20 protein-coding genes are annotated in these 19,922 nt (G+C 65.5%); 11 read left to right on the top strand and 9 right to left on the bottom strand.

Features of this window, described 5'->3' with window-relative positions:
• Nucleotides 1–89: 89 nt before the first annotated feature.
• Both C2862_RS08755 and C2862_RS08750 read left to right on the top strand, forming a co-directional pair.
• A complete protein-coding gene (locus C2862_RS08755) occupies nucleotides 90–551 on the top strand; it encodes an SRPBCC family protein (protein WP_136219743.1) in 462 nt (153 codons plus the stop codon).
• Nucleotides 538–879, top strand: coding sequence for a helix-turn-helix transcriptional regulator (locus C2862_RS08750; protein WP_229467355.1), 342 nt, complete (start codon nucleotides 538–540; stop codon nucleotides 877–879). The genes C2862_RS08755 and C2862_RS08750 overlap by 14 nt, the downstream gene beginning before the upstream one ends.
• Nucleotides 880–882: 3 nt before the next feature.
• On the opposite strand, the gene C2862_RS08745 is transcribed toward C2862_RS08750, so the two are convergent.
• The 6 genes from C2862_RS08745 to C2862_RS08720 form a co-directional block, all read right to left on the bottom strand.
• Complete coding sequence (locus tag C2862_RS08745; protein WP_136219741.1) at nucleotides 883–1,287, bottom strand: DUF3224 domain-containing protein; 405 nt, start codon at nucleotides 1,285–1,287, stop codon at nucleotides 883–885.
• 219 nt (nucleotides 1,288–1,506) lie between these two features.
• Entirely contained in the window at nucleotides 1,507–1,773 is a 267-nt protein-coding gene (locus C2862_RS08740; protein WP_136219740.1) for a hypothetical protein, read from the bottom strand.
• Nucleotides 1,774–1,777: 4 nt separating this feature from the next.
• Nucleotides 1,778–2,137, bottom strand: coding sequence for a cell division protein FtsB (gene ftsB / locus C2862_RS08735; protein ID WP_136219739.1), 360 nt, complete (start codon nucleotides 2,135–2,137; stop codon nucleotides 1,778–1,780).
• Nucleotides 2,138–2,197: 60 nt separating this feature from the next.
• Complete coding sequence (gene eno / locus C2862_RS08730; RefSeq protein ID WP_136219738.1) at nucleotides 2,198–3,481, bottom strand: phosphopyruvate hydratase; 1,284 nt, start codon at nucleotides 3,479–3,481, stop codon at nucleotides 2,198–2,200.
• Between the two features lie 94 nt (nucleotides 3,482–3,575).
• The gene (gene kdsA, locus C2862_RS08725) at nucleotides 3,576–4,433 is read right to left on the bottom strand and encodes a 3-deoxy-8-phosphooctulonate synthase (protein ID WP_136219737.1); all 858 of its coding nucleotides are present in this window, start codon (nucleotides 4,431–4,433) and stop codon (nucleotides 3,576–3,578) included.
• Entirely contained in the window at nucleotides 4,430–6,118 is a 1,689-nt protein-coding gene (locus C2862_RS08720) for a CTP synthase (RefSeq protein WP_136219736.1), read from the bottom strand. The genes kdsA and C2862_RS08720 overlap by 4 nt, the downstream gene beginning before the upstream one ends.
• A 266-nt stretch (nucleotides 6,119–6,384) precedes the next feature.
• Here C2862_RS08720 and C2862_RS08715 point away from each other — a divergent pair, with 266 nt between their 5' ends.
• On the top strand, nucleotides 6,385–8,073 hold the full coding sequence (locus tag C2862_RS08715; RefSeq protein WP_136219735.1) for a methyl-accepting chemotaxis protein: 1,689 nt from the start codon (nucleotides 6,385–6,387) through the stop codon (nucleotides 8,071–8,073).
• Between the two features lie 234 nt (nucleotides 8,074–8,307).
• Here the strand turns inward: C2862_RS08715 and C2862_RS08710 are convergent, their stop codons facing one another.
• Both C2862_RS08710 and C2862_RS25215 read right to left on the bottom strand, forming a co-directional pair.
• Nucleotides 8,308–9,639 carry an amidohydrolase gene (locus C2862_RS08710; protein WP_136219734.1) on the bottom strand — a complete coding sequence of 444 codons (1,332 nt, stop codon included), beginning with the start codon at nucleotides 9,637–9,639 and terminating at the stop codon, nucleotides 8,308–8,310.
• 158 nt (nucleotides 9,640–9,797) lie between these two features.
• Complete coding sequence (locus tag C2862_RS25215) at nucleotides 9,798–9,944, bottom strand: hypothetical protein (RefSeq protein WP_168710030.1); 147 nt, start codon at nucleotides 9,942–9,944, stop codon at nucleotides 9,798–9,800.
• On the opposite strand from C2862_RS25215, the gene C2862_RS08705 reads away from it, so the two are divergent.
• The 5 genes from C2862_RS08705 (at nucleotide 9,934) to C2862_RS08685 (ending at nucleotide 16,621) form a co-directional block, all read left to right on the top strand.
• Complete coding sequence (locus tag C2862_RS08705; RefSeq protein ID WP_136219733.1) at nucleotides 9,934–11,628, top strand: methyl-accepting chemotaxis protein; 1,695 nt, start codon at nucleotides 9,934–9,936, stop codon at nucleotides 11,626–11,628. The two genes, C2862_RS25215 and C2862_RS08705, sit on opposite strands and share 11 nt — an antisense overlap.
• 240 nt (nucleotides 11,629–11,868) lie before the next feature.
• On the top strand, nucleotides 11,869–13,011 hold the full coding sequence (locus C2862_RS08700; protein WP_136219732.1) for a YaiO family outer membrane beta-barrel protein: 1,143 nt from the start codon (nucleotides 11,869–11,871) through the stop codon (nucleotides 13,009–13,011).
• Nucleotides 13,011–15,356 carry an LTA synthase family protein gene (locus C2862_RS08695; protein ID WP_136219731.1) on the top strand — a complete coding sequence of 782 codons (2,346 nt, stop codon included), beginning with the start codon at nucleotides 13,011–13,013 and terminating at the stop codon, nucleotides 15,354–15,356. Before C2862_RS08700 ends, C2862_RS08695 begins: the two co-directional genes overlap by 1 nt.
• Nucleotides 15,353–16,276 (top strand): hypothetical protein, encoded by a 924-nt coding sequence (locus C2862_RS08690; protein WP_136219730.1) that lies wholly within the window; start codon nucleotides 15,353–15,355, stop codon nucleotides 16,274–16,276. Before C2862_RS08695 ends, C2862_RS08690 begins: the two co-directional genes overlap by 4 nt.
• A gap of 96 nt (nucleotides 16,277–16,372) precedes the next feature.
• The gene (locus C2862_RS08685; RefSeq protein WP_136219729.1) at nucleotides 16,373–16,621 is read left to right on the top strand and encodes a hypothetical protein; all 249 of its coding nucleotides are present in this window, start codon (nucleotides 16,373–16,375) and stop codon (nucleotides 16,619–16,621) included.
• Nucleotides 16,622–16,662: 41 nt separating this feature from the next.
• Here C2862_RS08685 and C2862_RS08680 read toward each other — a convergent pair whose 3' ends face one another.
• Entirely contained in the window at nucleotides 16,663–17,037 is a 375-nt protein-coding gene (locus tag C2862_RS08680; protein WP_136219728.1) for a hypothetical protein, read from the bottom strand.
• A gap of 172 nt (nucleotides 17,038–17,209) precedes the next feature.
• On the opposite strand from C2862_RS08680, the gene C2862_RS08675 reads away from it, so the two are divergent.
• The 3 genes from C2862_RS08675 (at nucleotide 17,210) to C2862_RS08665 (ending at nucleotide 19,919) form a co-directional block, all read left to right on the top strand.
• Entirely contained in the window at nucleotides 17,210–18,112 is a 903-nt protein-coding gene (locus tag C2862_RS08675; protein WP_136219727.1) for an alpha/beta fold hydrolase, read from the top strand.
• A gap of 17 nt (nucleotides 18,113–18,129) precedes the next feature.
• Nucleotides 18,130–18,738 carry a hypothetical protein gene (locus tag C2862_RS08670; RefSeq protein WP_136219726.1) on the top strand — a complete coding sequence of 203 codons (609 nt, stop codon included), beginning with the start codon at nucleotides 18,130–18,132 and terminating at the stop codon, nucleotides 18,736–18,738.
• Nucleotides 18,739–19,118: 380 nt separating this feature from the next.
• On the top strand, nucleotides 19,119–19,919 hold the full coding sequence (locus tag C2862_RS08665) for a YdcF family protein (RefSeq protein WP_136219725.1): 801 nt from the start codon (nucleotides 19,119–19,121) through the stop codon (nucleotides 19,917–19,919).
• Nucleotides 19,920–19,922 lie beyond the last annotated feature (3 nt).

Below are 19,922 nucleotides of genomic sequence, written 5' to 3'. Positions count from 1 at the left end.
CGCAGCCTCTTGTCCTGCGTGCGCTTTCGCATTACATTAAAAGGCAACCATCTGGTTGCATATCACAAGAGCATACAAGGAGACGACACATGAATACCCAGACCGACCGTATCGAACGCAGCATCGACATCCGGGCGCCGCGCATGCGGGTCTGGCGCGCCCTCGCCGATGCCAGGGAATTCGGCAGCTGGTTCGGCGTCAATCTGCAGGGCCAGTCCTTCGTGGCCGGCGAGCGCGTGCGCGGACACATCACGCACCCGGGCTACGAACACCTGCAGTTCGAGGCACGCGTCGAACGCATCGAGCCGGAACGGCTACTGTCGTTCTACTGGCACCCGTATGCGATCGATCCGGCCGTCGACTATGCGCAGGAAGAGCCGACCCTGGTGTGCTTCACGCTGGAAGACGGGCCGAACGGCGGAACCCGGCTGACGGTCGTCGAATCCGGTTTCGACAAGGTGCCGGCGGCACGCCGCCTGGAAGCCTTCCGCATGAACAGCCAGGGCTGGGATGCGCAGGTCGGCAACATCGCACGCCATGTCGGCGGATAAGAATCTGGCCGGCGTCTTCGCGGCGCTGGGCGACCCGACCCGGCTGCACCTGGTCTCCCTGCTCTGCGCCGGCGGCCTGTTCTCGATCGCCCAGCTCACCAGCGGCACCGAGCTCACCCGCCAGGCGGTCACCAAGCACCTGCAGGTGCTGTCCGATGCCGGACTGGTGCGCGATCTGAAAATCGGGCGCGAGCGGCGCTGGCAGCTGGCGCCCGAGCGCATCGACGAAGCGCGGCAGAGCCTCGATGCGATCGGGCGCCAGTGGGAAAGCGCGCTCGGCCGGCTCAAGGATTTCGTCGAATCCGGCGGGGCCGATGGCGGCACCTGATCGTCAGGCTTGCGGCAGGATGTAGTCGAACTCGTAGAAGTGCTTGCGCTCCTCGATGCGGATGCGCATGTTGCCCGAGATGCCCGCCAGCTCGCCGGTCCCCGAGTCCGGCACGACCGTGATCGACAGCGACTGCGCGCCGCGCGCCATGGTCCCGGTGTGCTGGACCACGAAGCTGCCGCTACGGCCCTGCAGGGTGCCGGTCACGCGCTCGATGGCGACGTAGCCGGCCGAGCCCTCGGTGGTCGTCATCGCCGACAGCATCTCCCCGACGCCCTTGCCTTCGAGTTCGCCGTGGTACTGCTTGTCGATCGCCATGCGGCCGGTCGTGACGCCGTCACGCACCTCGGGTTGACCCTGCGGAGTGACGGTCACATCGAATGGTCCTGCGACATGTTGCTGGCTCATGATCGGCTTCCTTGTGGGTGAAGAGATAGCGAACATTCTAGGACAATCCGGCCGGCTTGCGTTCACCTGTCGCAACTCGATGTAGGGGTGGTCGAGGCCAATGGCCTCGACCACGGTTTCACCGGCCGGCTCCGCCCGTGCGTGCGCGTCACGGCAACGTGTGCGCCGTCCACGCGTTCAACGCACGGTCGACATGACGCGGCAGGTATGCGGAGTAGATTAGTGCGCCGCGCCCGGCATGTACAAATCGATCACCTTCATGATCGCCAGCGTCGTCGACATGCTCATCTCGCCGCTGGCAAAAGCCTGGCGCAGTTCGAGCTGGGGGATGCCGGCCGCGGCGGCCAGGTGGGTCGTGCCTTCGGCGCGCGCGGCGGCTGCAAAGGCCTCCATCAACACGCCGCCATCGCCGCTCTCGAAAGCGGCGGCCAGGTAGGCGGCCAGGGCCTCGAGCGTGGCCAGCTGCGCTGCGGGGTCGAGCGTCATGGGTTCAGTGCGTGACGGGCGGGTGCTCGCCCTTGCCGGCTTTCGGCGGCGGCGGTGGCGGCGGGACCGTCATCGATTCGACGGGCTTTTCGTTCTTGCGCAGCACCTGCACGAAGATTTCGTTCTGCTTGATCATGCCCAGTTCCAGGCGCGCGCGTTCCTCGACGGAGCCGAGGCCTTCGCGCAGGTCGCGCACTTCGGATTCGAGCTTGGCGTTGCGGGCCCTGAGCCCGTCGGTATGCGCTTGCGCCTTTTCGACCTGGTCGGTCAGGTCGGCGACGGTCAGCATGCCGCCTTTCCCGAGCCACAGCGGGTATTGGATCAACAGCAGCAGTGCGGCGAGAACGAGGGTGATGATGCGCATGTGGAGCAGTAAGGGAACGCGGGCCGCGCCACGATGGCGGACCCGCGCGGGTACGACAGATTACTTCAGATTGTAGAAGGCGTCACGGCCAGGATAGCTGGCGACGTCGCCGAGGTCTTCCTCGATGCGCAGCAGCTGGTTGTACTTGGCCATGCGGTCTGAACGCGACATCGAACCGGTCTTGATCTGCAGGGCGTTCAGGCCCACGGCGATGTCGGCGATGGTCGAGTCTTCGGTCTCGCCCGAACGGTGCGAGATCACGGCGGTGTAGCCGGCGCGCTTGGCCATCTCGATGGCGGCGAAGGTCTCGGTCAGGGTACCGATCTGGTTGATCTTGATGAGGATCGAGTTGCCGATGCCCTTCTGGATGCCCTCTTTGAGGATCTTGGTGTTGGTGACGAACAGGTCGTCGCCCACCAGCTGCACGCGCTTGCCCAGGGCGGCGGTGAGCGTGGCCCAGCCTTCCCAGTCGCCCTCGTGCATCGCGTCCTCGATCGAGATGATCGGGTACTTGTCGCACCAGGTCGCGAGCATGTTGGTGAAGTCGGTCGCGCTCAGCTCCAGGCCTTCGCCTTCCAGGTGGTACTTGCCGTCCTTGTAGAACTCGCTGGCGGCGCAATCGAGGCCGATGGCGATGTCCTTGCCGGCTTCATAGCCCGCGTCTTCGATCGCCTGCATGATCAGCTTGATCGCGTCCTCATGGCTCGCCACGGATGGAGCGAAACCGCCTTCGTCGCCGACCGCGGTCGACAGGCCCTTCGAATGCAGGATCTTCTTCAGCGTGTGGAAGACTTCGGCGCCGTAGCGGATCGCTTCCTTGAAGCTCGGTGCGCCGACCGGGATGATCATGAATTCCTGGATGTCCAGGTTGTTGTCGGCGTGCGCGCCGCCGTTGATGACGTTCATCATCGGCACCGGCATCTGCATCGCGCCCGAACCGCCGAAGTAGCGGTACAGCGGCAGGCCCGCTTCTTCAGCGGCGGCCTTGGCGACGGCCATCGAGACGGCCAGCATCGCGTTGGCGCCCAGGCGGCTCTTGTTCTCGGTGCCGTCCAGGTCGATCAGGGTGCGGTCGAGGAAGGCCTGTTCGTTGGCGTCCAGGCCCATGATGGCTTCGCTGATCTCGGTGTTGATGTTCTCGCAGGCTTGCAGCACGCCCTTGCCGAAGTAACGCTTCGGATCGCCGTCGCGCAGTTCGATCGCTTCGCGCGAACCGGTCGACGCGCCCGACGGCACGGCGGCACGGCCCATCACGCCGGATTCCAGCAGGACGTCGCATTCGACGGTCGGATTGCCGCGCGAGTCAATGATCTCGCGGCCGATGATATCAACGATAGCACTCATGTTTACATCTCCAAAGGGTAAAAATCGTGTCGCACATGAAAGACGAGGCGCCAATGGGGGCGCCTCGTCTTCATGCTTCATTAGCTCAACAGTATTATGCCTTGAAGTCCGTCTCAAGGAAGCCCGCACGTTTGACCACGCGGTCGATCTCGACCAGGGTCGTGAGCAGTTCCTTCATGCGGCCCAGCGGCACCGCGTTCGGGCCGTCGGACAGCGCGTTCTTCGGATCCGGGTGGGTTTCCATGAACAGGCCGGCGATACCGGCGGCCACCGCGGCGCGCGACAGGACCGGGATGTGCTCGCGCTGGCCGCCCGAGGACGTGCCCTGCCCGCCCGGCAGCTGCACCGAGTGGGTCGCGTCGAAGACCACCGGGCAGTTCGATTCGCGCATGATGGCGAGCGAACGCATGTCGGAGACCAGGTTGTTGTAGCCGAAGGAGGCACCGCGTTCGCAGGCCATGAAGTTGTCTTCGTTCAGGCCGGCGGCGCGTGCCGCATTGCGTGCCTTGTCGATCACGTTCTTCATGTCGCCCGGGGCCAGGAACTGGCCCTTCTTGATGTTCACCGGCAGGCCCGAACGGGCGCAGGCGTTGATGAAATCGGTCTGGCGGCACAGGAAGGCCGGGGTCTGCAGGACGTCGACGACGCTCGACACTTCCGGAATCTCTTCCTCGGTGTGGACGTCGGTCAGCACCGGCACGCCGATAGTCTTCTTGACATCGGCGAGGATCTCCAGGCCCTTCTCGCGGCCAGGGCCGCGGAAGGAGGTGCCCGACGAGCGGTTCGCCTTGTCGAAGGACGATTTGTAGATGAACGGGATGCCGAGTGCCGAGGTGATTTCCTTCAGCGTGCCGGCGGTGTCGAGCGCCATCTGGCGCGATTCGATCACGCAGGTACCGGCGATCAGGAAGATCGGCTGGTCCTGGCCTACTTCAAAGCCGCAAAGCTTCATGCTGCGTCTCCTTGCAAAGCGGATGGCGCGTTCGCGGCAGTCTTGGCGTTGGCCGACTGGTGCGCGAGCGCAGCCTGGATGAACGACGTGAACAGCGGGTGGCCGCTGCGCGGGGTCGACTTGAATTCAGGGTGGAACTGCACGCCCATGTACCACGGGTGCGAATTCGGACCGGTGCGCGGGAGTTCCATGATTTCGCACAGGTCTTCGTTCGGGGTGCGCGCCGCGACGACCATGCCGGCCGCTTCCACCTTCGGCAGGTAGAAGTTGTTGGCTTCGTAGCGGTGGCGGTGGCGTTCGGTCACGACGCTGCCGTAGATCTCGGCGGCCAGCGTCTCCGGCTTGACCGCGCAGGTCTGCGCGCCCAGGCGCATGGTGCCGCCCAGGTCCGAGTTCTCGTCGCGCTTTTCCACTTTACCGTCGTGGTTCTGCCACTCGTTGATCAGGGCGACGACCGGCTGGTCGGTCTCGAGATCGAATTCGGTGGAGTTCGCGTTCGGCAGACCGGCCATGTGGCGCGCATATTCGATCAGCGCGACCTGCATGCCCAGGCAGATGCCGAGATACGGGATCTTGTTTTCGCGGGCATAGCGCGCGGCCATGATCTTGCCTTCCACGCCGCGCTTGCCGAAGCCGCCCGGAACCAGGATGGCGTCGTATTTCGCCAGGTCGTCGCAGCCCTTGGCTTCGATCTCTTCCGAATCCAGGTACTCGATGTTGACGCGGCTCTCGGTGTGGATGCCGGCGTGGCGCAGCGCCTCGGTCAGCGACTTGTACGATTCCGTCAGGTCGACGTACTTGCCGACCATGCCGATGGTGACTTCGCGCTTCGGGTTTTCCAGCGTGTGGATCAGCTTGGCCCACATCGACAGGTCGGCCGGCGGCGCCTGCAGGTCGAGCGCGTCGAGGATGATGTCGTCCAGGCCCTGCTCGTTCAGCACGGCCGGCACCTTGTAGATGGTGTCGACGTCCCAGACCGAGATCACGGCCTGCTCTTCGACGTTGGCGAACAGCGAAATCTTGGCGCGCTCGTCGTCCGGAATGCGGCGGTCGGCGCGGCACAGCAGCGCGTTCGGCGAGATGCCGATCTCGCGCAGCTTCTGCACGCTGTGCTGGGTCGGTTTCGTCTTCAGCTCGCCGGCCGAGGCGATATACGGGACCAGGGTCAGGTGCACGAAGGCGGTCGACTTGCGGCCGGCGCGCAGCGACAGCTGGCGCGCGGCTTCGAGGAAGGGCAGCGACTCGATGTCGCCGACGGTGCCGCCGATCTCGACCAGCGCCACGTCCACGCCTTCGGCGCCGCGGCGGATGTAGTCCTGGATCTCGTTGGTGATGTGCGGGATCACCTGCACGGTCTTGCCGAGGTACTCGCCACGGCGCTCCTTGCGGATCACCGATTCGTAGATCTGGCCGGTGGTGAAGTTGTTCACCTTCTTCATGCGGGTGCTGATGAAGCGCTCGTAGTGGCCCAGGTCGAGGTCGGTCTCGGCGCCGTCGTCGGTCACGAAGACTTCGCCGTGCTGCATCGGGCTCATCGTGCCCGGATCCACGTTAATGTAGGGATCGAGCTTGAGCATGGTGACTTTGAGGCCACGCGATTCGAGGATCGCGGCAAGGGAGGCGGCCGCAATCCCCTTGCCCAGGGAAGACACGACGCCGCCAGTGACGAATACAAATTTGGTCATTGTGCTGAAGGTGCCGAACGGCACGCGCGGGAAATTGAAATTATACCTTAAACGAGCGCAAACATTGTCATGACAAGTCTGGCGCCGGATTGACGCGGCCGTTTTATCCGCCCCTATAGCGGTGGTGGGCACATGAACTGTTTCGTAAAGACAACACGCATGCGCCACAATCGGCTTCACGTTCAACATATATCCTACGGGCAATTGCAATTGTCGCGAGACAAGCTTACATTCGTCCTTCTCTTATTTGTATAGTCAGGATCGGAATGGGCTTTTTTAACAACCTCAATATCGGCAAGCGCCTCGCCGCCGGTTTCGCACTGACCCTGGCCATGGTGATCCTGATCGCCTCGGTCGGCATCGCGCGCCTCAACAGCGGCGCCGCCAGCACGGCGGAAGTCCTGGCCGAACCGCTGGCCAAGGAACGCATGATCACCGAGTGGTACATGCAGGTCTTCGCGGCGGTACGCCGGACGGCCGCCATCGTCAAGAGCAGCGATGCCTCCCTCGGCGCCTACTTCAAGGAAGACGCGTCCCAGACCGGCAAGCGCTCGGCCGAGCTGCTCAAGCAGATCGAGCCCCTGATCGAAGGCGCCGAAGAGAAAGCCCTGTTCGACAAGATCACCGAGCAGCGCAAGGCCTATTCGAGCGCGCGCGACGAAGCCGTCAAGGCCAAGGCCGTGGGCGACGAAGCGCTGGCCGCGAAGATCCTCGACGAACGTTTCACCCCGACCGCCAAGGCCTACCAGGAATCGATGCAGCAACTGGTCGCCATGCAGGCCGCGAACATTTCGGCAACGGCGCGTACCATCGGCGAACGCGCCGACAGCAGCGAGACCCTGCTTGCCACGCTGGCGGCCTTCTCGGTCCTGCTCGGCGCCCTCTCCTCCTGGTTCCTGACGCGCGGCATCGTGCGTCCGATCCGCGAAGCAGTCAGCCTGGCCGAAACCGTGGCCAGCGGCGACCTCACGCACCGGATCGACGCCACCACGAAAGATGAAACCGGCGCCCTGCTGCGCGCCCTGCGCCACATGAACGACAGCCTGGTGAAAATCGTCAGCGAAGTGCGCAGCGGTACCGACACCATCAGCGGCGCCTCCAGCGAAATCGCCGCCGGTAACATGGACCTGTCCTCGCGCACCGAACAGCAAGCCGCCTCGTTAGAGGAGACGGCTGCATCGATGGAGCAGATCACCGGCACCGTGCGCCAGAACGCGGACAATGCGCGCCAGGCCAACCAGCTGGCGATCACGGCCTCGAACGTCGCCGTCGAAGGCGGCAGCGTCGTCAGCCAGGTCATCACGACGATGGGCTCGATCAACGAGTCCTCGCGCAAGATCGTCGACATCATCGGCGTCATCGACGGCATCGCCTTCCAGACCAACATCCTGGCATTGAACGCGGCCGTCGAAGCGGCGCGCGCCGGCGAACAGGGCCGCGGCTTCGCGGTCGTGGCTTCCGAAGTGCGTACGCTCGCCCAGCGCTCGGCCGCGGCAGCCAAGGAGATCAAGGAACTGATCGGCAATTCGGTCGAGAAGGTCGATGCCGGCGCCAAGCTGGTCGACCAGGCCGGCGCCACGATGGAGCAGGTGGTGGAATCGATTCGCCGCGTGACCGACATCATGGCCGAGATCACGCATGCGACCCAGGAGCAAAGCACCGGCATCGAACAGGTGAACATCACGATCGGCGAGATGGACGAGACCACCCAGCAGAACGCGGCCCTGGTCGAGGAATCGGCGGCGGCGGCGGGCGCGATGCAGGAACAGGCTGCCAAGCTGGCGCAAGTCGTGGGTGTGTTCAAGCTCGACGCGCAAGCGGTCGTCGTGCCGAAAGCGGCGCCGGCGCGTGCGGTCGTGGCGCTGTCGAAGAAGCCTGCCGTTACGAAGGCGCCGGTAAATCCTGCGCCGCGCGCCAAGGCGGCAGCAACGGAGCACGAGTGGGAAGAGTTCTGATCGCGGTGTAAGTCGCAATCGATGAAGGCCGCCCGCATGTCGGGCGGTTTTTTTTGCGCCGCGGGTTTGCGAATGTTGATACCGCGTGGGCACAGAGTGCCCACCCTACGATTCATGGCTGCTCGTAGGGTGGGCACTCCGTGCCCACGCGGTATCACCGCACGCACACCAGCGCCTTCTCCACAAACAAAAACGCCGGCATCAGGCCGGCGCTTTCGCTACAACCCTACTACCTTACTTCTTCTGGCCCGGCTTCAGCAGATCCAGCAGGATCGCCGTTTCCGCCTGAATGAACGAACGCACGGTCGGCTTGAAGTCAGGCGCCCACTGCGGCGAGTGCGTGCCTGGCGGGTACTTGCCGGCCTTGCGCGCATCGGCCAGCTTCTTCGGCTCGACGGCGCCGACGTGCAGCAGCACGGCCTTGACGCCGGCCTGGCCGTAGTTCGCGAAGTCTTCCGAGGTCATCTTGGCAGGCATCTCGACCACCTTGTCGGCACCCAGCGCGCCCTGCACTGCCGTGACGGCGCGTGCGGTCAGTTCCGGATCGTTGTAGACCGAGTCGGCGCCCGGCACGATGTCCACTTGCGGCTTCTTCGGCGCGCCGGCGGCCTGGGCTTCGCCCTCGACTTCGCGCACGATGCTGGCCAGCACGCGCTGGCGCACTTCCGGCTTGAAGGTGCGCACGGTCAGCTGCAGCTTGACCTGGTCCGGCACGATGTTGGCCTGGGTGCCGCCGTGGATGCTGCCGACGGTGATGACGACCGGGTCGGCCGGGTTGTTTTCGCGCGAGATCAGGGTCTGCAGCGCCATCACGACGCGTGCCGACATGACGACCGGGTCGCGGGTTTCCTGTGGCGTGGCGCCGTGGCCGCCCTGGCCGTGGATGGTGATGGTGACGGTGTCGGCCGACGCGCGGAAGTGGCCGGCATGCCAGCCGACCTGGCCCGCCGGCAGCGTGCCTTCGTCGTGCATCGAGATCGCGTAGTCAGGCTTCGGGAAGCGCTTGAACAGGCCATCCTTAAGCATCGCTTCGGAACCCTTCAGCGGCTCTTCGGCCGGCTGGCCGACCAGCATCAGGGTGCCGCTCCAGGCCTTGCGGTTTTCAGCCAGCAGCTTGGCGGTGGCATACCAGGCCGACATGTGGACGTCGTGGCCGCAGGCGTGCATGGTCGGGACGGTCTCGCCGGCCGCGTTCTTGGCGGTGGCGGTGCTGGCGAACGGCAGGCCGGTCTTTTCCTGCACCGGCAGCGCGTCGAGTTCGGTGCGCAGCATGGCGATCGGGCCCGGGCCGTTCTTCAGGATGGCGACGATGCCGGTGCCGCCGACGCCGGTGGTGACTTCAAAGCCCAGCGCCTTCACGCGCTCGGCCAGCTTTTTCGCGGTCTGGACTTCGTTGAAGGCCAGCTCGGGATTGCGGTGCAGGTCCTGGTAGAGCGCTTCGATGGTCGGGTAGTCCTTGTCCAGCTGGGCCGTGAATTCAGGTGGCAGGGCCGCTGCGTGGGCGCTACCGGCAGTGATGACGCCGGCCAGCAGGAGGTGTTTCAGAAGGCGGTTGGATGGTTTCATGGTCTTCACAAAAAGAGCGCCACCAGGACGCGGGGAAAAGTGAAATCTACTTCAGATTTCAAAGGTTCAGGAGCGTAACAGTTCAAATTCTCTAAAGCAATATTTAACAATTAACGTGGTACGACTATCAGCAAAAGTGTCGTAAAAATTTCCCTACATCACTTTTTTATGGATTTCCCCATGGAAACCACCGTAAAATCCGCATCCTCCATGCGTGTGTTGACGCTGCCTTTTCCGCCGTCCGCGTTCCTGGCCGCCACGCCTTCTACTTCCCCTACGACAAGGAAAGCTGTAATGGGTTTCATCTCGAATATCAAAATCGGCAAGCGCCTCGGACTCGGCTTCGCGCTGATCCTGGCCATGACCGTGCTGATCGCGCTCGCCGGCGTATGGCGACTCAACGAGGTGGCCGGTGCCACCCGTAACATGATGGCAGCTCCGCTCACGAAGGAGCGCCTGATTACCGACTGGTACAGCCTGAACTTCGCCTCGATCCGCCGTACCGCCGCGATCGTCAAGAGCACCGACCCGGCGCTCGGCCCCTATTTCAAGGAAGACTCGGCCGCATCGGTCAAGAAAGCCGCCGAGCTGCTCAAACAGATCGAGCCGCTGATCGACGGCGACGCCGAGAAGGCCCTGTTCGCGAAGATCCTCGAGCAGCGCAAGGCCTACAGCGCCTCGCGCGACGGCGCCGTCAAGGCCAAGGCCGACGGCAACGAAGAAGAGGCGGCACGCCTGCTGGAAGAGAAGTTCACCCCGGCCGCCAAGCTGTACCAGGAACTGCTGCAGGAGCTGGTCGTCATGCAGCGCTCGAGCATCGACAGCACCGCCAAGGCGATCGACGCCACGGCCGCCCGCGCCAGCACCAACATCACGCTGCTGACCGCCGGCGCCGTCCTGCTCGGCGCGATCCTGTCCTGGCTGCTCACCACCGGCATCACCCGTCCGATCCGCGACGCCGTGGAACTGGCCGAGACCGTGGCCGCCGGCGACCTGACCCGCACCATCGATGCCACCACGAAGGACGAAACCGGCGCCCTGCTGCGCGCCCTGCGCCACATGAACGACAGCCTGGTCAAGATCGTGTCCCAGGTGCGCAACGGCACCGACACCATCGCCACCGGTTCGGCCGAAATCTCGGCCGGTAACCTCGATCTGTCGGCCCGTACCGAACAGCAGGCCGGCGCGCTGGAAGAAACCGCCGCCTCGATGGAAGAACTGACCACCACCGTGCGCCAGAACGCCGACAACGCACGCCAGGCCAACCAGCTCTCGATCGCCGCGTCCGAAGTGGCGGCGCAAGGCGGCGCCGTGGTCGGCCAGGTCATCACGACCATGGGCTCGATCAACGAATCCTCGCGCAAGATCGTCGACATCATCGGCGTCATCGACGGCATCGCCTTCCAGACCAACATCCTGGCGCTGAATGCGGCAGTGGAAGCGGCGCGCGCCGGCGAACAGGGCCGCGGCTTCGCGGTCGTGGCTTCCGAAGTGCGTACCCTGGCCCAGCGCTCGGCCGCTGCGGCGAAAGAGATCAAGGCCCTGATCGGCGACTCGGTCGACAAGGTCGACGTCGGCGCCAAGCTGGTCGACCAGGCCGGCGCGACGATGGAACAAGTGGTGTCCTCGATCCGCCGCGTCACCGACATCATGGCCGAGATCACCCACGCCAGCCAGGAACAGACCGGCGGCATCGAGCAGGTCAATTCGGCCATCGGCCAGATGGACCAGGTCACCCAGCAGAACGCCGCCCTGGTCGAGGAAGCCGCCGCGGCAGCCGCTTCGATGCAGGACCAGGCCGCGCAGCTGGCGCAGGTCGTGGGTGTGTTCAAGCTGGCCGGCCAGGCAGCGGCGGCACCAGTGGCCCCAGCGGCACCGGCTAAGGCGGCCCCTGCCCTGGCCCGTCCGACCCCGGCCGTGCGCGTGGCCAAGGCCGCGCCGGCCAAGGCAAAGGCACGCGTCGACGCCGACGAATGGGAAACCTTCTAAACGGCTGAGCAAGCCCCGCTACTGACCGCCCGCCTCGCCGGGCGGTTTTTTTTTGCCTGCCTGGAACGGCAGGCAGTATCGAAGCGACATCTCGCGTATTGTTCCATCAAGTTTCGTGACCAGCTTGACCACGCTTTGAAGCCTGGGCGCGACATCGAGGCATGCACGTCTTGACGCTCACTCGTTGCTGGGGCAGAGTTGCGCCATGGCACTATCCATAGTGCGTACTTGTCCTCTTCCATGCCCATCGACTTCCAAGCTCCCCCGACCGCACAAATTCAAACCGCCAGCCCGGCCTCTTTCGACGAACAGTACGAGAAAGCGCGCACGCTCGCCAACAGCGGCCAGCCGGCGCTGGCCCTGGCCGCCTACAACGCCCTGCTCGCGCAATCGCCCGGCAACGTCGACGTGCTGCTCGGGCGCGGCATCGTTTACACGCGCATGGAGCGCTGGAGCGAGGCGCAGGCCGATCTCGACGCCGCGGCCAAGGCCTCGCCCGGTTACGCCGACGTCTGGCTCGCGCTGGGCAACCTGCACCGCCGCGCCGGCCGCACGGCCGAAGCGCGCGCGGCTCTCGAGAAGGCCCGCGCGCTGGGCGCGAACGGCGCCGAGATCGATGCAGCCATCGCTGCGCTGGAACCGCGTCCTGAACCGCAGCTGCAGCCGCGCGCCGGCAATCCGGAAGCGGCGCTCGCCGCCGGCTATACCTGGGCCGCCAGCCTGTCGGGCAGCTGGACCGACGTCGGATCAAGCCCGCGCTGGAACGACCAGACTGCCAGCGTGCGCCACTACATGAAGGGCGGCTCGATCGGCTTCGAGACGCTGCGCGCGCACCGCTTCGACCAGACGGGCCACGCCTGGGCGCTGGACGCCTACGCCGACCTGTGGAACGGCGCCTACGCCAACATCCGCTACCAGCGCGCCCCGAGTGCGCGCCTGTTCCCGGCGAACTCGGGCCGCATCGAGGTCTACCAGTCGCTCGGGAATGGCTGGGAAGCCTCGCTCGCCGACGACGTGCTGGGCTTCGATTCGCGCGTGAACATCTACGGCTTCGGCCTCGGCAAGTACGTGGGCAACTGGTATGTCCAGCTGCGCCACCAGGCCATCGTGTCGGAAGGCTCGCACAGCAACGGCCAGCGCCTGCTGGTGCGCTACTACTATGCGGGCGACGCCGACAGTTACCTGGAGGCGACCGCGAACAGCGGCCGCAGCGACGATCCCCTGTCGCTGTCGGGCGGGCGTGCCCGTTCGGGCGGCGGCAGCGTCACCTGGGTACGCTACTGGTCGGACAACTGGGGCAGCAAGGTCGGCGCCAGCTTCTCGCGCGGCGCCAACGATGTGCGTGAGCGCGGCATCTCCGTTGGGCTGTACCGCCGATGGTAATGCCGGACCGTCTGCGCGCGGCAGCGGAGCGCCTTGCGCGCGCGTTCGCCTTTTCCTTCGGTGCGCTTCCGGCCCTGGTGCTGGCCTGGCTCTGCCTGCGTATCGGCGAAGCGGTCCATGCCAGTGCCGCCGGCGTGCCGCAGGCCACCCTGTTCGGCGCCGGCCTCGGCAACGACCTGCTGTCGCTGCTGCGCTTCGGTTTCGTGTTCCTGCTCGGCGCCCTGCCCCTGGCCCTGATTCCTTCGCTGCGTTGGCGCACGCTCGCGCTTGGCCTGGTCTGGAGCGCGCTGCTGTTCGCGCATGCCGCGCTGCTGCAATACCACTGGATCTCGGGCGTGCCACTCGGCGCCGACCTGTTCGCGTATTCGGGCAAGGAAGTCGCGGCGACCGTCGCCGGCGGCTGGTCGCTCAGCCCCCTGCTCGGCATCGCCCTGCTGGCGGCGCTGGCCGTGTTGTGGACCATGCTGTCGCTGAGCGTGCGCGCCTGGTGGCCGCGCGCCGGCACCGGCACGGTCTATATCGCGCTGGCCCTCAGCCTGCTCGCCTTCCTTCTCGCGCCGCAGCGCTTCGCGCCGCCGGTCGCGCATACCGACGCCGACCTGGCGTATTTGTCCAACAAGACCGCCTTCTTCATCGACAGCAACCTGGCCCGCCTGCGCAACCCGGAAGACGAGGCCGCGACCCCGCGCGTCAAGGCGCAGGCGCCGTGGTCGGGACCTGATCCACGCTACCCCTTCCTGCACGCCGAGCGCACGCCCGACACCCTCGGTCCGCTGTTCAACGTGCGCGCCGACGCGCCGCCGCCGAACCTGGTCTTCATCATCGTCGAAGGCCTGGGCCGCAGCTTCTCTGGCCCGGGTGCGCGCCTGGGCAGCTTCACGCCCTTCCTCGACGAGCTGGCGGGACGCAGCCTGTACTTCGAAAACTTCCTGTCCGGCCAGGGCCGCACCTTCGGCGTGCTGACCACGGTCTTCGGCTCGCTCCCCTTCGGCGAGAGCGGCCTGGCTGCGCTGGGCGACAAGCTGCCGCGGCACGATTCCCTGCTGTCGGTGCTGAAAGCCCAGGATTACCGCCTGCGCTTCTATTCCGGCTCGAACCTGGAGTTCGACAACGAAGGCCTGTTCCTGCGCCGCCAGGGCGTCGACCAGCTGGTGAGCGAGCAGGATTTCAAGCCGCCCTACCAGCGCAGCAACGACTGGGGCTACGCCGACCGCGACCTGATGGAGATGACGCTGGCGCGCGAAGCGCAGGCGCCGGCGGGTCCCTTCGTCGGCATCATCCAGACAACCAGCATGCACAGCCCCTTCACCTTCCCGGGCAAGGACGATTACCTGCGCCGCGTCGACGAACGCATGCGCGCCCTGAAGCTGGCGGACAATCCGGTGTACCGCAACGGCCGCGACATCTTCGCCAGCATCCTGTACACGGACGACGCGCTGCGCATGTACTTCGAGCGCGCTTCCAAACTGCCGGGTTTCGGGAACACGGTCTTCGTCATCACCGGCGACCACCGCCTGCCCGAGCTGCCGATGGACACCCGCATCGAGCGCTACCACGTGCCGCTGATCGTGTATTCGCCTTTGTTGAAAGGCCCGCGCAGCATCCGTTCGGTGTCCTCGCAGTTCGACATCGCGCCTTCGCTGCTGGCCTTCCTCTCGAACGGCTACGGCCTGAAGTCGCCGCGTGACGTGACCTGGGTCGGCACCGGCCTGGACACCGAGGAATCCTTCCGCAACCTGCACGCGATTCCGCTGAAGCAGACCAAGAGCGAGATGAGCGACTTCGTCTCCGGCACCGCCTACCTGGCGCAAGGCCAGCTCTACACGCTGGGCGACGGCATGCAAACGGACCATAACAAGGATCCCGAGGCATTGGCGCGTGCCCAGGCCCAGTTCCGCGCCTTTTTGAAAGCGAACGGCACGGCCGGACGCAGCGCCGCGCTGGCGCCGCAGGCACAGGGACAGGCGAAGCTGGCGGCCTATGGCGGCGAACGCACCCTGCGCGGCGTGGCGCTGGCCGCGATGGCGGGCGACATCGGCGTGACCGGCGTGCGCCGCGCGACCGGTCCCGCAATCGCGTTCCAGGCGACCTTCACCAACCACGCCGCGACCCGCTCGCCGCCATTCGTGCCGCTCTTCGTCGTCGCCAACGAGCACGGCCTGGAGCTGGGCGAAACCGCGGCGCCGGCGCGCACGCTCGAACCCGGCGAATCGGCCACCGTCACCTGGCAGCCCGACCTGCGCAAGGTCGTCCCCGGCACCTATTTCGTCTCGGCCCTGCCTTCGCATCCGGAAACCGGGCGCTCGCTCGGCGTCGGCCAGTACCACGTGGAGGCCAAGCTGTGAAGCGACTGCTCGCCGCCCTGCTGCTCGCTTCGGCCTTCGCAGCCGCGCATGCCGAACCTACAGCGCCGCGCGCGATCTGGACCTGGGAAGAGGATTCGTACGCGATGCTCGAACAGCCGGCCGCCGCCGGCCGCGCGATCGATTTCCTGAAGTCGAAATCGATCGATACCGTCTTCCTGTATGCCGACGCCTTCGGCGGACGCAATCTCATCAAGGAACAGCCGCAGCTCTACAGGCGCCTGATCCGGCGCCTGCATGCCTCCGGCATGAAGGCCTACGCCCTGCTCGGCTCCGGCTACCTGCACACCGAACGCTACGTGCTGCCCAAGCACCGCGCCGAGGCCCTGGCCATGCTGCAGCGCGTCCTCGACTACAACAAGGCGGCTGCGCCCGAGGAACGCTTTGACGGCATCAACGTCGACATCGAGCCGCACATCCTGGCCGAATGGTCGACCCGCAAGATGGCGCTGCTGCGCGAGTTCGTGGAACTCTCAAGCGCGCTGATGGCGGCCAAGCAGGCCTCCGGCCAGGCCCTGCCGATCGGCCCCGCGATTCCGTTCTGGCTCGACGGCCTGAATGTGGAGTACAAGGGCGTAACGAAACCCGTCAGCCAGCACGTGCAGGACCTGTACGACTACGTCGCCCTGATGGACTACCGCGACCGCGCCCTGGGCGGCGACGGCATCGTCAGCCATGCGATGGACGAGCTGACCTACGCCGACAAGGTGGGCAAGCAGGTGCTGATCGGCGTCGAGACGCTGCCGAACGCGATCAAGAAGGTCTCGTTCGAGCACTTGCGGGAAGCGGACATGGAGCGCGAACTGGGGATCACCGCGAAGACGGTGGGCGGCATGAAGCCGTTCGGTGGCTTCGTGATTCACCACTATGGGCAGTACCGGAGGTGGCTGGGGCTGGACTGATCCTTACCCGATCGTCCTGCCGTGCCAGGCCGAAACCCGCCTTGTCGTAGTATTCCAGCATCTGCCGACTTTCTGCTGGAGCTGACTATGCTAAGAATGGGAACCGACCCCGCACTGATCGACAAACTGGGCGCCCTCGCCGCCCACGTGGTGGAAGAAGCTCTCGCTTCCGGATTGAGCTGGGACCAGGCCATCACCGCCTTCGGCATCGCCAGCAAGGCGATCGCCGCGCAGGCCGCCACCCAGGGCGTCGGCACGCTCGATCAATGCACGCAGCACGCGCAGGAGCGCCTGAAAGTCGGCATGGAGCAGGGTCCGGAGGTGCTCAAGGCCTGGCTGCGCTGAGCGGCGGACAGCGCGCCCGCCGCTTCCATCGCGACGGCGACTCAGTCCGTCACGACGTGCCACACATCCTTCATCTTGTCGCCCTTGCGCTCGCCCGCCTTGGTGTCCTTGGCGAACAGGTACAGCGGCTTGCCCTTGTAGGCCAGCTGCTTGCTGCCGTCGTCGCGCGTGACGACCGAGTATGGCTCCATGACCTTGACGTTGGCGGGCACCGGTGGCCACATCTTCGCGCACTCGCCGTTGCATGCGCTCTTGCCGGAGCCGGCGGTGTCCTTGTCGAAGGTATAGAGCGTCATGCCGGAGGCGTCGGCCAATACGCCGTCAGTCATTTTGGGGCCGGACTGCGCGAGCGCGCCGCCGCTTGATAACACGAGTACAGTGCCCAGTGCTGCGAGTACGGGGTGAATCGCTTTCATGGCTGTCTCCTGGTTGTGATGAAAAATGCATAGCAAGTATAGCGCCGCGTATTGACAGCACTCGAAAGCGTTGCCGAAAAAGCACGAATGCGCTCGAACAGGTGACAATCTGTGACTTTTTATCAACGTTTATCCACTACACTGACTGCCTGGATAAGGCTGAGGAGGCTGGATGGATACCAAGATGAAGTCGCGCCGCATCTGGCTGGCAAGCACGGTGGCCCTGTTGGCCGCTCTTCCCCTGGCGGGCGCGCTCGCCGCTCCCTTCGAGTCGAACCGCATCACGGTGCGCACCGAAGGTTCGGGACCCGACGTGGTCCTGATCCCCGGCCTGAACTCCTCGCCGCGCGCCTGGGCCTCGACGGTGGCCGCGCTGCCGGGTTACCGCTATCACCTGGTCCACGTGTCGGGCTTCGCCGGCCAGCCGGCGGGCGGCAACAAGGAAGGCACTGTGGCGGCCCCGGTCGCCGAGGAGATCGCCCGCTATATCCGGGAATCGAAGCTGCAGCAGCCCGCCGTTATCGGCCACTCGATGGGCGGCACCATCGGTATGATGCTGGCGAGCCGCCATCCGGACAGCTTGTCTCGCTTGATGGTGGTAGACATGTATCCATTCCTCGGCACTTTCTTCGCCGGTCCCGGCGCGGCGCCGGCCAGGGTCGAGGCGGTGGCCGACGGGGTCGTCGCCGGCATGCGCAGCGCGGCGCCCGAAGAACGCCGCAAACGCGCCAACGACACCATCGCCGGCATGGTAAATACCGAAGCGATGCGTGAGGGCGCGATCCAGGATTCGATGAGCAGCGACCCGGACGTGAGCATCCGCGCCTACCGCGAGCTGATCGTCACGAACCTGATTCCGGAGCTGCCGAAGATCGGCGTGCCGATGACGGTGCTGTATGTCCAGCCGAAGAACGTGCCGCTGCCGGCGGAACAGTTCGACGCCGTGTACAAGGCCGGCTATGCGCCTGTGAAAAACCTGAGCCTGAAGCGCATTTCCGACAGCGCCCACTTCATCATGTGGGACCAGCCGCAGCGCTTCCAGCAGGAAGTGAAGGCCTTCCTGCCTGCGCGCTGAGCAGAGGTGGACCTTCGATGATGCGACCAGCCACGACGCTGCTGTATTGTTCCCTTCTTTCGCTGCCGCTCCTCGCAAACGCCGCTGCGCCCGACGCCGGCAAGCCGCCCGCCGAACTCGATCGCTTCGTCGCCAAGGGTGAATCGATCCTGGCCTTCGAGGCGGCGGACCTGAATGGCGACGGCCTGCGCGACGTCGTGTTCATCGTCGAACCGCTGCAGGCGAACGACGGCGCCGAGGAGGAAGACGACGGTACACGCACGCTGAAGATCGCCATCCGTGCACCGGACGGCTCCCTCAACGTCGTAAAAGAGAGCAGCCGCGTCGTGCTGTGCAGGGGTTGCGGCGGCGCCTTCGGCGATCCCTTCGCCGGCTTATCGGCATCGAAAAATACGTTCTCGGTCAGCCATTACGGGGGCAGCGGCTGGCGCTGGTCGAATACCTACACCTTCAAGTACTCGAAACGGGATGCGAGCTGGCAGCTTGTCCAGGTCGACGAATCCTCCTTCCATGCGTCCGAACCGGAGAAGCTGGAGGCAAAGACGTATCGGCCGCCGCGGCATTTCGGGAAGATCGATATCGCCGACTTCGATCCCGAACGTTTCAAGGGCGTAGGCCCGAAGTGACGACGGATATGTCGTCAGTCGGATGGATTTTCCTCGCGCTCGTCGCCGCAACGCTTGGCCTCGACGCGTATGCAATACGAAAGGTACTCGCGTCCCCGTTCTACGAGCCTGGACAACGCTGGGCGCAAGCCGTGATGATCCTGCTCGTGCCGCTAGGCGGGGCATGGTGTGCACTCTACCTAAGCCGTGACGTGGTCCCGCTGTTTCAGAGCCCGCGGGTGGACCATGTCAAGGATATCGACCCGACGTGCAGCGACATCGCGTACCATGGAGGAGATGACTGAGCGTCCGGCAGCGCGCCTTGCCCTTGACGCCGCACTCTCGACTGCGTTCTACTCAGCCGCCTGCCTCCACGAACGCTTTCCAGGAATTCCGCACCAATGCTCGATCTGTTGAACGCCATCCCGCGCGAACTGATTCTTCCGCCTGCCAACCTGTTCCTGCTGATCCTGCTTGGCCTGGCGCTCTGGCGGCGCTGGCCGCGCACCGGTCGCATCCTGGCCGGGACGGGATTCGCGCTGCTGGCTTTTCTTTCGTCCACAGCCGGTGCGCGCTTCTTCGTCGCGCCGCTGGAACGGATGACCGCGCCGCTGCGGGCGCCGGAACGGGCCGGCGCGCAGGCGATCGTTGTGCTCGCGGCCGGACGCCTGCGGCAGGCGCCGGAGTACGGCGGGCAGGACATCCCCGATTACGTCGCGCTCGCACGCCTGCGCTATGCGGCGCACCTGCAGCGGCGTACCGGGTTGCCGCTTCTCGTCAGCGGAGGCCTGGGGGCCAAGGCCGGCCGTTCCGGCGCGACTGCAGACAGGCCTCCCCTGGCCGACGCGATGGCCGTGGCGCTGCGCGAGGACTTCGGCGTGCCGGTGAAGTGGCTCGAAGCGCGCTCGCGCGACACCTTCGAGAACGCGGAATTCAGCGCCGCGCTGCTGCGTGCGGACGGCGTCCAACGCATCCTCCTCGTGACCGATGCGATGCACATGCCGCGCTCGCGCGCCGTGTTCGAGCGCGCAGGACTGGAAGTGGTCGAGGCGCCCACCGCCTTCTTCGGCGAGCAGCCGCTGTCGGTGGGCTCCTGGCTGCCGAGCGCCGAAGGGATGCGGCGCTCGTGGTATGCAATCTATGAATTGATCGGGATTGCCTGGTACAAGCTGCGCCTGGCGGACGACAAGGCTGCGCGCTGAGCG

The sequence above is a fragment of the Massilia sp. Mn16-1_5 genome, assembly GCF_004798585.1.
In the GTDB taxonomy this organism is placed as follows: domain Bacteria; phylum Pseudomonadota; class Gammaproteobacteria; order Burkholderiales; family Burkholderiaceae_D; genus Telluria.
Note: the sequence above shows the minus strand (reverse complement) of the source record. Positions and strands in the feature narration are given on the sequence as shown.

Coding starts and splice junctions, on each gene's coding strand:
- C2862_RS25215 (WP_168710030.1), bottom strand. CDS start 9,944: ATGAAACCCATTACAGCTTTCCTTGTCGTAGGGGAAGTAGAAGGCGTG.
- C2862_RS08715 (WP_136219735.1), top strand. CDS start 6,385: ATGGGCTTTTTTAACAACCTCAATATCGGCAAGCGCCTCGCCGCCGGT.
- C2862_RS08675 (WP_136219727.1), top strand. CDS start 17,210: ATGGATACCAAGATGAAGTCGCGCCGCATCTGGCTGGCAAGCACGGTG.
- C2862_RS08750 (WP_229467355.1), top strand. CDS start 538: ATGTCGGCGGATAAGAATCTGGCCGGCGTCTTCGCGGCGCTGGGCGAC.
- C2862_RS08705 (WP_136219733.1), top strand. CDS start 9,934: ATGGGTTTCATCTCGAATATCAAAATCGGCAAGCGCCTCGGACTCGGC.
- ftsB (WP_136219739.1), bottom strand. CDS start 2,137: ATGCGCATCATCACCCTCGTTCTCGCCGCACTGCTGCTGTTGATCCAA.
- C2862_RS08685 (WP_136219729.1), top strand. CDS start 16,373: ATGGGAACCGACCCCGCACTGATCGACAAACTGGGCGCCCTCGCCGCC.
- C2862_RS08700 (WP_136219732.1), top strand. CDS start 11,869: ATGCCCATCGACTTCCAAGCTCCCCCGACCGCACAAATTCAAACCGCC.
- C2862_RS08670 (WP_136219726.1), top strand. CDS start 18,130: ATGATGCGACCAGCCACGACGCTGCTGTATTGTTCCCTTCTTTCGCTG.
- C2862_RS08755 (WP_136219743.1), top strand. CDS start 90: ATGAATACCCAGACCGACCGTATCGAACGCAGCATCGACATCCGGGCG.
- C2862_RS08745 (WP_136219741.1), bottom strand. CDS start 1,287: ATGAGCCAGCAACATGTCGCAGGACCATTCGATGTGACCGTCACTCCG.
- C2862_RS08680 (WP_136219728.1), bottom strand. CDS start 17,037: ATGAAAGCGATTCACCCCGTACTCGCAGCACTGGGCACTGTACTCGTG.
- C2862_RS08710 (WP_136219734.1), bottom strand. CDS start 9,639: ATGAAACCATCCAACCGCCTTCTGAAACACCTCCTGCTGGCCGGCGTC.
- C2862_RS08665 (WP_136219725.1), top strand. CDS start 19,119: ATGCTCGATCTGTTGAACGCCATCCCGCGCGAACTGATTCTTCCGCCT.
- kdsA (WP_136219737.1), bottom strand. CDS start 4,433: ATGAAGCTTTGCGGCTTTGAAGTAGGCCAGGACCAGCCGATCTTCCTG.
- eno (WP_136219738.1), bottom strand. CDS start 3,481: ATGAGTGCTATCGTTGATATCATCGGCCGCGAGATCATTGACTCGCGC.
- C2862_RS08720 (WP_136219736.1), bottom strand. CDS start 6,118: ATGACCAAATTTGTATTCGTCACTGGCGGCGTCGTGTCTTCCCTGGGC.
- C2862_RS08695 (WP_136219731.1), top strand. CDS start 13,011: ATGCCGGACCGTCTGCGCGCGGCAGCGGAGCGCCTTGCGCGCGCGTTC.
- C2862_RS08740 (WP_136219740.1), bottom strand. CDS start 1,773: ATGACGCTCGACCCCGCAGCGCAGCTGGCCACGCTCGAGGCCCTGGCC.